The organism is Candidatus Viridilinea mediisalina, from assembly GCF_002532535.1.
Classification (GTDB): domain Bacteria; phylum Chloroflexota; class Chloroflexia; order Chloroflexales; family Chloroflexaceae; genus Viridilinea; species Viridilinea mediisalina.
In genome coordinates this window covers 1-15,692 of the sequence record NZ_NQWI01000029.1, presented here as the reverse complement: position 1 = coordinate 15,692, position 15,692 = coordinate 1, and the positions used below count along the sequence as shown (strand labels likewise).

12 protein-coding genes are annotated in these 15,692 nt (G+C 57.7%); 9 read left to right on the top strand and 3 right to left on the bottom strand.

All coding sequences use genetic code 11. The features are described from left to right. Positions 1-91 precede the first annotated feature (91 nt). Positions 92-1,228, bottom strand: coding sequence for a hypothetical protein (locus CJ255_RS08610; RefSeq protein WP_097643697.1), 1,137 nt, complete (start codon positions 1,226-1,228; stop codon positions 92-94). 171 nt (positions 1,229-1,399) lie between these two features. Here CJ255_RS08610 and CJ255_RS08605 point away from each other — a divergent pair, with 171 nt between their 5' ends. From CJ255_RS08605 to CJ255_RS08575, 7 genes are all read left to right on the top strand, one after another. Next, positions 1,400-1,900 carry a hypothetical protein gene (locus CJ255_RS08605; RefSeq protein ID WP_097643696.1) on the top strand — a complete coding sequence of 167 codons (501 nt, stop codon included), beginning with the start codon at positions 1,400-1,402 and terminating at the stop codon, positions 1,898-1,900. After that, positions 1,901-2,665, top strand: coding sequence for a segregation and condensation protein A (locus CJ255_RS08600; protein ID WP_097643695.1), 765 nt, complete (start codon positions 1,901-1,903; stop codon positions 2,663-2,665). Continuing rightward, positions 2,619-4,229, top strand: coding sequence for a GAF domain-containing sensor histidine kinase (locus tag CJ255_RS08595; protein WP_097643694.1), 1,611 nt, complete (start codon positions 2,619-2,621; stop codon positions 4,227-4,229). Before CJ255_RS08600 ends, CJ255_RS08595 begins: the two co-directional genes overlap by 47 nt. Positions 4,230-4,339: 110 nt before the next feature. Next, positions 4,340-7,441, top strand: coding sequence for an SbcC/MukB-like Walker B domain-containing protein (locus tag CJ255_RS08590; protein WP_097643693.1), 3,102 nt, complete (start codon positions 4,340-4,342; stop codon positions 7,439-7,441). 114 nt (positions 7,442-7,555) lie between these two features. Next, positions 7,556-8,323, top strand: coding sequence for a YceI family protein (locus CJ255_RS08585; protein WP_097643692.1), 768 nt, complete (start codon positions 7,556-7,558; stop codon positions 8,321-8,323). A 99-nt stretch (positions 8,324-8,422) separates the two neighbouring features. Further along, on the top strand, positions 8,423-8,647 hold the full coding sequence (locus CJ255_RS08580; protein WP_245863272.1) for a hypothetical protein: 225 nt from the start codon (positions 8,423-8,425) through the stop codon (positions 8,645-8,647). A gap of 358 nt (positions 8,648-9,005) precedes the next feature. Continuing rightward, on the top strand, positions 9,006-9,698 hold the full coding sequence (locus CJ255_RS08575) for a hypothetical protein (protein WP_245863270.1): 693 nt from the start codon (positions 9,006-9,008) through the stop codon (positions 9,696-9,698). A gap of 225 nt (positions 9,699-9,923) precedes the next feature. Here the strand turns inward: CJ255_RS08575 and CJ255_RS08570 are convergent, their stop codons facing one another. After that, entirely contained in the window at positions 9,924-11,597 is a 1,674-nt protein-coding gene (locus CJ255_RS08570) for a GAF and HD-GYP domain-containing protein (RefSeq protein WP_097643726.1), read from the bottom strand. A 116-nt stretch (positions 11,598-11,713) separates the two neighbouring features. Then, the gene (locus tag CJ255_RS08565) at positions 11,714-13,144 is read right to left on the bottom strand and encodes a DUF512 domain-containing protein (RefSeq protein ID WP_097643690.1); all 1,431 of its coding nucleotides are present in this window, start codon (positions 13,142-13,144) and stop codon (positions 11,714-11,716) included. A 292-nt stretch (positions 13,145-13,436) separates the two neighbouring features. Between CJ255_RS08565 and CJ255_RS08560 the strand changes: the two genes are divergently transcribed. After that, positions 13,437-14,624 carry an acetyl-CoA C-acyltransferase family protein gene (locus tag CJ255_RS08560; protein WP_097643689.1) on the top strand — a complete coding sequence of 396 codons (1,188 nt, stop codon included), beginning with the start codon at positions 13,437-13,439 and terminating at the stop codon, positions 14,622-14,624. A gap of 242 nt (positions 14,625-14,866) precedes the next feature. Beyond that, positions 14,867-15,616, top strand: a complete 750-nt coding sequence (locus CJ255_RS08555; protein ID WP_097643688.1) for a 3-oxoacyl-ACP reductase family protein — start codon at positions 14,867-14,869, stop codon at positions 15,614-15,616. The last annotated feature ends 76 nt before the right edge of the window (positions 15,617-15,692 follow it).

The window sequence follows — 15,692 nt, the reverse complement described above, 5'->3', positions numbered from 1 at the left end:
ACCGTTTCTTCCACTCCATAACTACATTTAACGGGCCGCACCAGTTCTACCGTTTTGTGTAGTATACCCGATGGGAGTTACCATAGTACCGTTAGCTCACCACTTCAACACATGTGCGTGGAAACCAAGCGCTTCCTCCGGCTGCAAAGCTTACTTCCACGGCAACAACGCGGATACCGGAGGACAGAGACCGCGGGGCGGTTGGCAACGAGCGTACCGTCGCAAGTTGCCCGAGGCATTTGTGGTCGAGCAGGCGTACAGTAGCACCCACACGCAACGGCAGCCGGGGTGGTTCAAGTTGCCCCGTCCCAGCACGCAGGAGCGGAATGATGACCCGCGGGCGACGCAACGGACGACGGAGGCTGGTCTGCCCATCAATGAGAACTTCTTGACGATCTTGGGCACTCAGGAGCTCAAAGGTCGCATGGTTCATGGGCCGCACACCAAAGCCTTCGGTAACGACAATGGTGAGTTGCGGTTCAGACACTTGTGGCCACTGCCAAGTTTGTAGCCCCGTCTGCCAACCAGCAAGCTGCTGCACGCCGAGGAAGGCGCGCAGTTCGTGTTCTTCGATGCCGCCAACAATGATGCCGCGCACCTGTTCTTGTACGGCGCGACGTAATGCCTCGGCGCTGATACTAGACCCGCAAATAAGGATAGCATAGGCGCTCTGAGCATCAATCTGTTGCGGTTGAATCTGCTCATGTGGTTCAAGCGCCAAGAGGCGCAAAACTCCGCTACGTTCTTGGCCCATACCGAAGGCACCATAGATCTGTGCGGCAGGCGTTTCGAGGATCACGCCCTCATAGGGAATCACATCCATCACCAAGCCGCGCATAGCGGCCAGGAGCGTCTGTTCAACCGGATCGGGCGCAATCGTCACATAGCCCGTTTCGCTATCTATGTCGGCAATCATGCCGCTTACCGGCACCGAGCAACTACGCCCAAAGAGCCCAGGCGCACGGGCCAAGACATCATCGAGCTTCACCTTGACGCCCTTTTTGTGGCGCATCGCCCGAAGTACACCACGCGGCGGAATCCCAAGTTGACGCGCAACATTGATGATTTGGGGGTTCACCGGCTTGAGTGTGCGCGCAATGATGTCTTCGGGTTCGACACGACTACCCTGGCGCACCAAAATTTCACCGGGGTAGGGCAGGCGGCGCTCAACACGAACCATCGTGCTGTTCACGATTGGTGGGATACCTTCGGGATTGAAGAGCGTCATAGCTGCGCCGTGAGTATGAGGTGAAGTGTAGGTCGGGGCGATACCCGCCCCTCCATTGGCTTGATTATAGCATAGACTATGCTATACTCAACCCGATACCGAAAGATTACTGGCGTATGTTCGCATATACAAAAGACTCTGTCTCTCTCTGCCCTTGTGGTAACAAACGCTGTGTCCTCTTCTAACCAACTCGCCTACCGTATCCGCCAATTCCAGCGGGCGGTGGGGGCGCGGCTTACGCCCGCAGAGGTGGCGTTGGTTGCAGAGTTGCTCACTCCGGGTGAGTGGCGGCTCTTTATGGCGATGCCGCTCTATGACCGCCGCCATTGCTTGGATGTCTATGGTACGTTGTATGCGGCGGGTCAGCGTGATCCTGTGTTGTTGCGGGCAGCATTGATCCATGATTGTGGTAAGGTAGATGATGCCGGGCGACCAATGGGTTTGAGCTGGTATGTGTTAGCCACGATCCTCAAACGCATGCCTGGCCTCTACCTCGCGGTAGCACGAGGGCTCAATCCAGTGGCCATATATGCTGAACATGCATGGCGTGGGGCACGCATGGCCGCTGCTGCCGGCAGCCCCCCGGAGTTGGTCACAGCCTTGCGCCACTACCACGATCCGCAGCCCTCTGGCTATGCCGCCCTGCTCAAATGGGCCGATGATCAACACTAGATGTACCAGATTACGCTCCCTGCCTTCTCTGGCCCGCTCGACCTCTTGTTGAAGTTGATCGAGCGCGAAGAGTTGGATATTACGACGATTGCGCTGGCTCAGGTGGCCGATCAGTACCTCGCCCATGTTCGCTCACTGGCCGCCCCTGAACCACGGGCCTTGGCCGAGTTTGTGAGTATGGCAGCGCGGTTGTTGCTGATTAAGTCGCGGGCTTTGTTGCCGCGCCCAACCCTAGATAGCAAGGTGGTGGCTACCGCAGACCCCGATGCTGAGGCGTTGGCGGCGCAGTTGCGCGAGTATCGGCAGTATAAGGAGGTTGCGCGTCTGTTGCGGGCATGGCAAGAAGAGGAACGGCAGAGTTTTCTCCGTTTGGCGCCCATGAAGGTTGAGCTTGAGCTCAAACCTGTGCCGGTGCAGCATACGTTGGGCGATCTGATTGCGGCACTACAACGCCGGATTCAATTGACTCTGCCAATCGATGAGGCAACGGTGATCAATTTGCAACCTCGGCTTACGGTCGCTGAGGTGGGCCAGCGGGTGCGTGAACGCCTGAGTAGGCAGCCGTGGTGTAGCCTGAGTGAACTGTTGGGACCGCAGGTCTGCCGCGAAGATGTGATTGTGACCTTTTGGGCGGTCTTGGAGTTGCTGAAACGCCAAGTTATTACGCTTGAACAACCAGAACTTTTTGGGCCGATTAGTTTGGGACGGGGTGCCGCCTATGAGCCAATCGCAACCATTGGTGAGCGCAGCGTTGCCCTTGGGTGATCTGCTGGCGCTTGGGAATCAGTTGCGTACCGATGATGCCCCCGATCAGTTGTTGCACGAAGTGGCTGAAGCGCTCCGGCGTATCGTGGCGAGTCCGCAGGTCTATGTGAGCTTACGCAACATGGATACCGATGCGCTAGAGGCTCTGGCCTTCGCAGGGGTAGATGCGGATCAAGAGCAGCAACTGCGGGCTGAAGTGCTGCCACCAAGTGTCTACCAAGAGCTTTTGCGCCCTGAGCGACGTGTGGGTGAAGCCTTTTTGCTGCCCGCCACCGAGACGGGTGAGGCTTCGTTGCTCTTGGTGCCGCTGCGCGGGCGGGCCGAGCGGCTGATTGGCTTGGTCTTTATTAGCCTGCCCCCCGATACGGCGGCGCTGGAACCAGCGGTGCTGTCGGTGATTGCCGCGCTGACGCGCCAAGCGGCTTTGGCGGTCGAGAATGTGCGCTTGGCCGAGCGCAGTGCCCGGCTGCTGGCCAAGGAGCAACTGCTAGCGGCCTTGGGCCGCGATGTGAGTAGTACACTTGATCTGCAACAGATTCTGGAGCATACCGTACACCGTTTGCACACTGCATTGGGCAGTGGGGCAGTGGCGCTGCTTGATGATCATGGCATGATCGAGATCGCTGCGGCAGCAGCGAGTCAGGCGCACCTCTTGGGGCGGCGCTGGACGCACAGCGAGGGCATGCTGGGCTGGGTAGTGACCCACGGACAGACTTTCTTTGCCAATGATGTGGCCGCGATGCCTGAGTTGCAGTCGCCTGATGCAACGATGGCAGCCTGGATCATTGCGCCGTTGCGCAGTGGCGGCCAGGTGATTGGCATGATTCTGGTAAGCTCTACGAAGGCTCATGCGTTCACCTATGGAGATATTGATCTGATTGAAGCGATTGCGGCCCAAGTGGGCGGGCCAATCACCTCGGCGCGGCTCTACCGACGCGCCCAGGCGGCAGCAGTGCTTGAGGAACGCAATCGCTTGGCGCGCGAACTGCACGATAGTGTCACCCAGCAACTTTTCAGCATGATCCTCACGGCCCAAGCGGCGCGCGCCCAGTTGGAGCGGAATCCCCAGCGGGTGCCAGGGCAACTTGAACGACTCCAAGAGACCGCCACCGCCGCGTTGGCCGAGATGCGGGCGTTGATCTTTCAGTTGCGCCCCCCAGCCCTGCGCGACCAAGGCTTAGTTGCGGCACTCCAGCAGCAAGCCCAACTGCTGGCCCAGCGCGAGGGGATCAAGATTGGCTTGAGCGTCATTGGCGACGAACGGTTGGCCAGTGGGATTGAACAGCCCATTTTTCGCATTGTGCAAGAGGCGCTCAACAATGTCTGCAAGCATGCTGGTGCATGCAATGCCCAAATTACGCTAGAATTAACGAACGAGAGCATTACTGTGCGGGTGTATGATGATGGCGCAGGCTTCGATCCTGAAGCAAATCCAACCAGCATCGGGCAACAGTTGGGCCTCCTTGGTATGCGTGAGCGCGCCGCCGAGCTTGGTGGTAGCATAGAACTCAACTCTGCGCCAGGCTGTGGGACAGAGGTGGTCGTGCGCGTGCCGCGTTCATGAGAGGCTGTCTGAAAAGTCTATGAACTGACGTTGGAGTGCCGGCTTCAGCCGGCTAAAGCCGGCACTCCAACATGTGCCCACTAGCTTTTGAGACCGCTTCTGAGCAAACAATGATTCCTACCAAACTTACCCTCAATAACTTCATGTGCTACCGCGCCGATGCGGCGCTCGGTGACCCACCAATGCTCGATTTTGCGGGACTGCATATCGTCTGCCTATCGGGCGAAAACGGGGCTGGCAAGTCTGCGCTACTTGATGCAATCACCTGGGCGCTCTGGGGGGCAGGCCGGATGGCTGATGACGACCTGATTGCCCAGGGTCAGAACGAGATGAGTGTGGAGCTTGAGTTTGATTTGGCGCAACAACTCTACCGCGTGAGTCGTCGCCGCCAGCGGGGCGGGACGAGTAAGCGCGGCACGGCAACGGCGGGCAAGAGCCAGCTTGATCTCCAGATCCACGGTGAGCAGGGCTGGCGGCCCTTGGCTGAGACGGGGGTGCGTGAGACCCAAACGGCGATCAACGGGTTGCTGCGGATGTCCTACCAGACCTTCATCAATGCCTCCTTTCTGCTGCAAGGGCGGGCTGATGAGTTTACCTCGCGAACCGCTGCCGAACGCAAGCAGGTCTTGGCCGACATTCTTGATCTGGGCGAGTATGATGCGCTCGCCACCCGCGCCAAGGAGCGTGCAAAGGCGTTGTCGGATCAACTCATCGGGTTGCGCGGCGCCATTGAGCAACTGCAGAGTCAGGCGGCTGAATTGGAGACCTGGCGCGGGCTTTTGGCGCAGGCCGAGCAGACGGTTGAGCAGCAGAACGAGGCTTGTACGCAGGCCGAGGCGCAGCAGGCTGAGGTCGTACAACAGTTAGCGGCGCTCAACCATAAGGCAGAACAGCGCAGCGCACTGCTGCGCGAGCTGGCAGCGTTACGCCAGAATCAAGCACAGCGCGAGCGAGAGTTGAGCGAACTGCGGGTGCGCATTGGCCAAGCGGAGAAGTTGATCGCGCAGCGCGAAAGCATTGAGGCCGGGTTGGTCGCTTTGGCTACTGCGCGGAGCGCCTTGGAACAGCTTGATCATGTGCGTGACGAACATACCACCCTGGCCCAGCAGCAGGCCGAGTTGCGCCAGCAGTTCAGTGAGGCCAAGGGGGAGCTACGCAAAGAGTTGGGGATGCTTGAGCAGCGTCAAAGCCAGTTGGAGCAGCGGGCGGCCCGGCGCAGCCAACTTGCGACTGAGTTGCAGCACATGGCGCAGCAGTTGGAAGATTTGGTGCCACAGGCGCTTGAGCAGGAGCGTTTGAATAGCGAGCGCCAGGCGCTGGAACAGCGCATTGACCAATTGGCAGAACAACAACGCCTCCATGATCGGCTACAAGCCCAGGTGCAGCAGCAGCAGCAGACGCTGGAGGCGGCACGGGACGAGCGGCAGCGCAGCATTGCCGCCCTCGAACGCCAATTGGCCGCTGCACCACGCTGGCGCGAGGAGTTGGACAAAGCCCGAGCGGCGGAACAGGAACTGGCCCGCATCGAAGCGGAGTTGCACAAACTGCGCAGTGGCGAGCAGGCCGAAGTGGATGGCCTCAGCCAACAGCGAGCCGAGAGCGGACGGCTCAAGACGAGCATTGACAAGCTCAAGGCCAACCAGAAGATTCTAGCCGATGCCGGAGGTGCCTGCCCGGTCTGCCGCAGCGATCTGGGTGAAGCGGGGATTGCCCATGTGCAGACGCACTACAACGAGGAGCTAGAGAGCTTACGGGCGGCCCAAGCGAGCAACAAGCAGCAGATCAGCACAGGAGAAGCGCAGCTCAAACAGACACGCAGCGCCATCGCGGCGCGAGAGCAGCAGCTTGGCGAACTGCGCCGCGTGGTGGCTCAGATCGAGCCACTTGAGAGCCAGTTGACCCAAGCTGAGGTTTGGCAACGTGAACATGCAGCCGCCACCCAGCGCTTGGGCGAACTCCAGGCCCAACTAGCGGCGCGCAGCTTCGCGGCGGAAGTCCAAGCGGAATTGGTTGGCGTCCAAGCCCAACTGGCGGCACTAGGAAATCAGGCCGACTTGGTGCGGCAGCGCAAGCAGCTTGACCAGCAGCTACGCAAGCTAGAGCAGCAACTGCGCCAGCGCGATCAGCTTGAGGGCCAGCGCCAAGCGCGGCAGGAGGAGTTGGAGCGCATTGAGGGCGAAGTGAGCGACCTGCCTGCGCTGCAAGCCCAGGTTGTGCAGTTGCGTCAGACGATTGAGCAGAACGATTTTGCCCACGAGATTCGTCGTGCCGGGGAAGAGGTCGGTCAAGCGATTGCCGCCTTGGGCTACAGCAGTGAGGCCCACACTGCGGCGCGTGAGCAGGTACGCGACCTAGAGCGCTGGCGTCAAGCCGAGCAGGAGTTGCGTCTAGCCGAGCAACAACTCGCAGCCGACCGTAAGCTCTTCAGCCAGAGCGAAGAGCTCCACCAGCGTGATGCAGCCAGCATCGAGCAAGGGACACGCGCCGATGCACGCTTAGAGCAAGAGCTACAGGCGCTACCGCGTGTTCAAGCGCGCAACACACAGGTGCAACAAGCCCTCGCTGATGCGCGTCGCCACCTCGAAGTGGCACGCAACGACCGGGCGGAGAAGGCGGCCCATGTGCGCCGCAGCGAAGCGGCGGCCAGCGAACTGGCCCAACGGCGCAGCGAAGAGCGCCAGTTGGTGGAGCGCCAGGGCATCTTTGCCGAACTGAGCGAATCCTTCGGCAAAAAGGGCGTGCAGGCCATGCTGATCGAACAGGCCGTGCCCCAGATCGAAGACGAAGCCAACCGCCTGCTGGGGCGCATGACCGACGGCCAGATGCATCTCAGCTTCGAGATGCAGCGCGAAACCAAAAAGGGCGACCCGGTTGAAACCTTGGAGATCAAGATTGCCGACGCACTAGGCACGCGCATCTACGACGCCTTCAGTGGAGGCGAAGCGATGCGGGTGAACTTCGCGGTACGGATTGCGCTCTCGCGCCTCTTGGCTCGTCGGGCCGGGGCGCGCCTCGAAACCCTCGTGATTGACGAAGGCTTCGGCGCACTCGATGCGTTAGGGCGCGAGCGCATGGTTGAAGCGATTACCAGCATCCAGGACGACTTTCAGCGCATCATTGTGATCACCCACATTGACGAATTGAAGGATCGTTTTCCAGTACAGATTGAGATAACGAAGACTGCTACGGGATCGCGGTGGGATTTACGTTAGATAAGGATATAGAAACGAGAAAATAGAAAATAGATTTGCGGCATCAGGATACGCTGAATGTCTCCAGACGATAACGTGGTCTGCAAGTATACCTATAAGGAGTAGAAAAGTCTTATGTCCAAAAATATCCTCATCGGCGGTGGCATCGCATTGGTGCTTGTGATCGGCGTCATCGGCTTTATCGTCTTTCGGCCTACGGCAGCACCGAGCGGCCCGATGACGGCGGTGCCCTTGACGGCACCCACGGCGGAGCCAGCAGCGGCAACGACGGAAGCGGTGGAACCAGAGGATAGCGCAGCGCCAGAGCAGGCGGAAGAGCCGCAGGAAGCGCCAGCGCCAGTTGGTGATGCGGCAATCTTTGAGCTTGTGCCCGAGGAATCGGAGGCGCGCTTCTTGATTGACGAAGTGTTGCGCGGCGATCCGATAACCGTTGTAGGCGTAACCAGCCTCGTCGTGGGGCAGATCGCGGTAGATGCCGAGAACCCAAGCGCTTCGCAGGTCGGGATCATCCAGATCAACGCACGCGATCTAACGACCGACAACGAATTTCGCAATCGGGCGATCCGCAACAACATCCTCGAGACGGATCGTTACGAATTGATCAGCTTCGCGCCTAGTGCAATCAGTGGCATGCCAGATCAGGTCGCGGTGGGCGATAGCTTCGACTTTATGCTTGATGGCGAGCTCACGATCCGCGATGTAACCCTGCCGGTCAGCTTTGCGGTAACCGTCACTGCCACGAGCGAGCGCGAATTGCGGGGTCTCGCGACAACCAGCGTGTTGTACCGCGACTTCGAGCTACGCATCCCGGAAGTACCCTCGGTGGATCTGGTCGAAGATGAAGTGCGTTTAGAACTGGAATTCGTAGCGCGATCGTTATAGCAGTGATGAGTGACAAGTGAGGAGTGACAAGCGGAATATAGCGCATACCAATGGACTTTGGCATGGATTCGCTATGCGACATGTTCAACGGTAATTGGTATGATAGCCAACAATACCAAGGGAAGAACACCTATGGCCGAACAATCCTTATGGCAACGGATCATGAACGCCATCGAACAGGAATATGATCGGCGCATCCGCGCAGCGAGCCTGATCACCGAATATGGGGCCGGACATCACGGGCATGAGCATGAAGACGAAGATGACGGTGAGGTCGCGGAGATCATGAACGTGCCACGCGGTACACGCATCGGACGCGAGTAAACACCCAAAACCTTTGTTAGCGCGAACAAGTCCTGGACCGCGACGCTTGGCTTCGACAGGCTCAGCCAGCATCGCGGTGGCTGGGAACCCAAGGCTTCTTCGCGCTAACAAACCATTCCCCCCCTTGTGGACAAGGGGGGGATATGCTATACTCTATAATGACATATAAGTAAAAATAATATATCTATTGCATTGTCTTCTTATACTCATTGCATAAAGTGACACACACGAACCAAGGAGGTGAAACCGCAATTTAGCTGAACAAAGCCAGAAAACGCGCCTTGCATAGCCTGTGCAGTCGTGGTACAATTTATCTATATGCCATAACGTGAAACAACCCCTAACAGCGGAGTTTACCGTGGATGTAAAACTAGAGAAACCACTTGCGAACGTGGGCGTCGCTACCGTCCAGCCCACCAAGCGGAATGCCGAGCGTCAGATCGTGACCTACTGGATCATTTCGACGATCATCGGAGTGCCCATCCTCTACGACTGGCTGTTATCGTGGAACGTTCCAGCGACCTTGAGTCAACCGTGGCTCGTCTTCTACCTGATTGTCTCGTTGGCCTTGGGCCAGACCCTCTATATTTTGGTGGCACGCCATGGTGGACGCCCGATCCACTGGGGTGCATTGAGCATTTTTGCGATTGGTAACGGCATTGCCGAAACCTTTGCCTTTGCGGCAGTCTACCGCGTTGGGGCGATCATTGGGGCCGCCGTGGTTGGCAGTTTTGCGCCAGGTGCAGCATCATTCGCTGGCTTTGTGCTGGGCCTGATCTTCTTCATGATCTATGGTGGGCTGATCCACGCCCTCTTCTGGATGCATGTGCTTCCGCCCCACCTCGATGACAACCCACGCTCACAGCGTATTCGCAAGTACCGCCCCTTGGCCGAAGTGGCCCTCGTGTTGGGTTGGGGGCTCTGCTTCTGGCTCTTCGAGGACATCTGGACGGTCATTGTACTCCACACCATCGTGGATATTGGCTTAATGCTGTTGGTACGTCCTGCCATCTTTGGGGCTAAGGAAGCGCCGACAGGCGATAGGCACTAGGCGAGGTTTGAAGAGGAACAGAGGATTACACCACAGAGGCACCGAGGGCACAGAGAGATTGGCAGTAGGAGCGTCAACTCTGTGTTCTCGGTGTCTCTGTGGCGAGGTTTGAAGAGGAACAGAGGATTACACCACAGAGGCACCGAGGGCACAGAGAGGTTGGCAGTAGGAGCGTCAACTCTGTGTTCTCGGTGTCTCTGTGGTAAATTCTCTCTATACCTCGCTCTACTCCCGCTCCTCCTGCGTCAGGATCGCACCACGGGCGCGGGCGCGGATGAAGGCCGCAACGCAGTCGGAATCGAGTTCGGTGCCAGCGATGCGTTGCAGAATAGCAACCGCTTCGTCGCCGGAGCGAGCTGGACGGTAGGGGCGATTGCTCGTGATCGCATCGAAGACATCAGCGACCGCAACAATGCGGGCAATCGTTGTAATTTCAGCGCCTCTGAGACCAGCCGGGTAGCCATGACCATCGATCCGCTCATGGTGCTGCGAGAGCGCGGGCCCGATGTTGCGTAGCAGTTCCAGTTCGAGCAGGCCATTCTCTTCTAAAAATTCTAAGCCATAGGTGGTATGGCGACGCATCTGACGAAACTCGGCATCGCTCAACGCAGTACGCTTCTTGAGGATGCGGTCGGGTACGCGGATCTTGCCCACATCATGGAGCTTACTGGCGATGCGGATGCGGTAAAGTTCGTCGCCGGTGATGCCAAGTTCCTCGGCAATAGCCACCGAGAATTCACTCACCCGCTGGCTATGCCCACGGGTGTAGGGGTCTTTGAGATCAATAGCCCCCGTGATGGCATCAATGATCCGATTGGAGAGTGTATCCACATCACGGTAGAGTTGGGCCAAACGAATCACCGTAGCCGCTTGGCTGGTGAGTGACTGAAAGACACTCACATCTTCGGCATCGAAGGCTCGCCCATCACCGGGATTGAGCGCTTGGGCTCCCCCGATAATCCGCGACTCGATACTACCCCGTTCGCCACCGAGTTCGATACGCGGTGCCCGCAGCGGCACACAGAGCAAGGCCCGCGTCGTAAAACCGCTGTTGGCATCAATCTGGCGGTAAAAGCGGGTATCGTTGGCAACATCGTTGGCAATGAGCGTTTCGCCGGTAGCTACAACATGGCCAATGAACCCATGGCCTTCAGGTACTCGTTGGGCTACCATATGTTCATGGTTCTTGCCGGTAGCCACATGCAACACCAGATCGCCCCGGATGGGATCACGAAGCCAAATGGATGAGGCTTCAACATTGAGCAGATCGCAGGCATGGCCCATAATTCGATTGAGCAGATCTTGCTGATCGAGTGTCGTCGTAAGCTGTGAAACGATCTCGACCAACGCCTCTTGGCGCCGCCGCCGCCGTTCACTCTCGACCAATAAGCGTGTCTTTTCGAGTTCAGTCACGAGGCGAGCGCAGATGAGATCAAGAACCGCCAACTCTTCAGGATCATCACAGCACTGCGGATCAAGATTGAAGATCTGCACCACCCCTAGCGGTTTCCCACGCAACATCAGAGGCAGGCAGTAGAGCGTACGCAAGTTGAGTTGGGCCATTTCGCCCACGTCAGCATCCCATCTACGATCATTGACCACATCATCAACAAAGATGGGCTGACCCTGACGCAGGGCCAAACCAGCAATACCCCGCTCAGCACTAAAACGCTTACCCGTAAGGCGCTGACTAGCGGCATTGCCCTTCACCACCATAAAGATCAATTCATGGTGCTGCTCGTCATAGAGATAGAGCGTACCAGCCTCACCCTCAGTAACCCGGATCAGCAAATCGAGCATCTGATCGAGGAGAGCGTCCAGCTCAGTACTCGCCGCAATCTGATTGGTCTGCTGGATAATGTCAACAATCTGCTGAATGCTTAGTTGCTTTGTTTGCATAGTGAGTTTGCGGGCCAGAGCCCTACCTGCATGTTCTGAGAAGCTGTCTGAAAAGCTCGTGGGCACGCGTTGGAGTGCCAACTTTAGCCGGCTGAAGCCGGCACTCCAACGCCAGTTCATGGACTTTTCAGACAGCCTCTGAGATAATGAATTAACTCATCAGGATCACCGGCGAGGGCAATCGGCATACCTACGGCTGTGGCAATCTGCTCGCAGCTATAGTCATCAAGCGTCGTCACCCCTTGGTAATCAAACATGACCCGGGGCAAGAGCGCGTGGGTTGCACCACTGGCCCGCAGGGCAGGAATGACATCCTGGGCAGTCAGTAGACCAGAGACGGTCACCGTGTCACCAAAGAACTGATTGATCACAGGCACAACCTGAGCTTCGAGACCAGCGATGCGGTTGAGGCGTGGCACGATGGTATTGAGCAAGGGGGCAACCAGGGTGCCGCAGACGAGCGCAAGGCGGGTTGGTTGTTTCAGTTTGGGGGGCAGGCGGCGCTGCAAGCGGCGCCATGTGTCTAAAAAATCGCGCACCATACCGACACCATTGGAATATTGAGGCATCTGGTCGTAGTAGCGTGCGGGCGGCAACGGGCGTCCGGCGAGGAGAAAAAACTCATCGCTAGGATAGACGAAGGTCTTACGCAATTGTTTACGACAGGTAGCACCAAACTCCTCGATCAGATCAACGACCTCTGCCGCCTCATTGGGTGTAAAGCAACGCAGAGGAACGTTTGCCGCTGCCCCAAGGCGCGAACAGAAGCCCAGGGAGGGCTCGTTTGCGTGAACCGCAATAGCAGCTTGAATGGTACTAGGGCGTTCCCCATTGAAGCGCAGTTTCGTAAGACCAACTGGAACTACCGCGATAGATTGCACAATTGGTGCCAAAGCGATCAGATCGGCGATACTCTGGCGCAACACGGCCCCATCGTTGGCCTGGGGGCAGACGACAATCTGGGTATGAACCTCAATCCCAAGCGCACCGAGGCGTTGAATCTGCTCGCGCACATCGGGCAGATCGGGCTTGCCCAACATCACCGAGCGCCAAAAGGGATCGGTCGCATGCACACTGATATGCAAAGGCGACAAGCGTTGTTCAGCAATCCGCTGCCAATCGGCCTCACGCAGATTGGTAAAGGTCACAAAGTTATGGTAGAGAAAGGAGAGCCGGTAGTCATCATCTTTCACATAGAGGGTCTTACGAAAACCTTTCGGCATCTGGGTGAGGAAGCAGAAGGGGCACTTATTGGTACAGGTACGCAAGCGATCAAAGAGCGGTTCAGCAAACTCGATCCCAAGTTCAGCGTCGGGGTCTTTAGTGAGTTGGTAGGTCTGTTGCGTACCATCAGCGTGGCGCACCAAGAGACGCACCTGTGCTTCTGCAATGGCAAAGCGATAATCAATCACATCGCGCAGGGGCTGATCATCAACCGCAACGAGATGATCACCGGGGCTTAGGCCCAGATCGGCGGCAAGGCTATGCGGCGCAACGGCGGTAATCAGACCACCTGCGAGGCTGGTTTGGAGAGCAGAGGTATACACGGTATAGGTTTAGTTGTTTAGGGTTTAGAAATATATTGCTTAATTATAGCATATGGGCGCAGCCTCTCCTAGAGAACCTTTTTTCTCTCGTGTTGGTGGCTTCGCCACCAACACGAGAGAAAAAAGGTGATGCGTAGCCTCCCCCAACACCTCAAGCGGGCGAATTTGGTCAAAAATGGTTGAAAACTGGCTGCACAGCAAGGTAATTGCTGGTATAATTCCAGTCAATCGGTTGTAGTAAGTCAATATGGCTCGGGCGTTTGGCGTGCCGGGCAGACAAGGAGGTCGAAACATGGGCAGTCAGCGTGAGGTTGTCGTGCTGAGTGGAGTGCGTACAGCCATTGGTTCCTATGGGGGAAGCCTAAAGGATCTGCCACCATCCGAACTCGCTGCCATGGTTGTCCGCGAGGCGATTGCCCGTGCGGGGATCGAGGCCAAGGAGATTGAGCAGGTTGTCTTTGGGCATGTGATCAATACGGAACCCCACGACATGTACCTAGCGCGGGTCGCGTGTGTCAAAGGTGGGATTCCGGTTGAAACCCCGGCCCTCACGCTTAACCGTCTTTGTGGCAGTGGTTTGCAAGCGATTGTGTCGGCAGCCCAGACGATTCTGCTCGGTGATACCGATGCGGCCATTGGTGGTGGTGCTGAGGTGATGAGCCGCTCGCCCTATAGTGTTCCGGCGATGCGCTGGGGCGCACGCATGAATGATGCCAAGCTGATTGATATGATGGTTGGCGCACTCTCTGATCCCTTCGATGATTGCCACATGGGTATCACTGCTGAGAATGTGGCCGAAAAGTGGAACGTGAGCCGCGAAGATCAGGATGCCTTGGCGGTGGTGAGCCATACGCGGGCGGCGGCTGCAATTGAGGCGGGCAACTTCAAGAGCCAGATTATGCCTGTGGAGCTAAAGGTAAAGAAGAGTACCCAGATCTTCGATACCGATGAGAATGTACGCGGCGATGCGAGTGTCGAGAAGATGGCCAAGCTGCGCCCGGTCTTTAAGAAGGATGGCAGCGTGACTGCGGGCAATGCCTCGAGCATCAATGATGCCGCTGCCGCTGTGGTTCTCATGGAGCGTGGCGTTGCCGAGAGCCGTGGTTACAAGCCGCTGGCGCGGCTCGTGGGCTATCAGGTCGCTGGGGTTGAGCCGAAGTATATGGGCATCGGCCCGGTTCCTGCGGTCAAGCAGTTGCTCGAACGCACCGGCATCGCCATGGATGCGATTGATCTATGGGAGGTCAATGAGGCTTTTGCTGCCCAGGCTCTAGCCGTCTGCCGTGACCTCAACCTGCCCGATGATAAGACCAATCCCAATGGCAGTGGCATCTCGCTGGGCCACCCGATTGGCGCAACCGGAACGATCCTAACGGTGAAGGCGGTACACGAGTTGCAGCGCACGGGCGGACGCTATGCCCTGGTTACGATGTGTATCGGTGGTGGCCAGGGGATCGCGGCGATCTTTGAGCGGATCTAAGACGCGGAGACGCGAAGACGCGGAGACGCGGAGACGCGGAGACGCGGAGACGCGGAGACGCGGAGACGCGGAGACGCGAAGACGCGGAGACGCGGAGACGCGGAGACGCGAAGACGCGGAGACGCGGAGACGCGGGCGTACATCCCGCGTCTCGCATCCCACCTCTCGCCCCACTGGGCACTTACATACCATAGGTATAGTGCGGCACTAGGTCGTACCTAAACTCAATGAGGAGGAGACTAATGGGTAAGTTGGACGGTCAGATTGCAATTGTAACGGGCGCGGGACGCGGAATCGGACGGGCGATTGCGATAGCGTTAGCTGCGGAAGGTGCCAAAGTTGCGGTCAACTACAATAGTAGCGCCACCGCTGCCGATGAGGTTGTCGCGCAGATCAATGCCGATGCTGGCGAAGAGCGGGCGTTTGCGATCAAGGCGAACGTCAGTGATGCTGAACAGGCCCGTAGTTTGATCAACACCGTCCACGAACGCTGGGGCCGCTTGGATATTATGGTGAATAATGCGGGGATTACCCGCGACCGCTCGATCCGTAAGATGAATGATACCGATTGGCTTGATGTGATTCAGACCAATCTGAATGCGGTCTTCTTCTGCACCACGGCTGCGATGCAGCATATGACCAACCAGAAGCATGGTCGGATCATCAACATTAGCTCGATGAACGGCCAGACTTCCGCATTCGGTCAGGCGAACTATGGGGCCAGTAAGGGTGGGATCATCGCCTTTACCAAGACGGTTGCGCTCGAGTTGGCCCGCTTTGGGATTACGGTGAATGTGGTGGCGCCTGGCTTTACCATGACCGATATGTTTGCGAAGGTGCCTGAGAAGGTGCAGGACGATATTAAGTCGCGGATTCCGCTGGGCCGCTTTGCAAGGCCTGAAGAGATTGCAAAGGCGGTGGTCTTCCTGGCCGCTGATGCCGACTATATCACTGGAGCGCAGATTAACGTGAATGGTGGGGCGTATATGTGAGGCGTGAGGCGTGAGGCGTGAGGCGTGAGGCGTGAGGCGTGAGGCGTGAGGCGTGAGGCGTGAGGCGTGAGGCGTG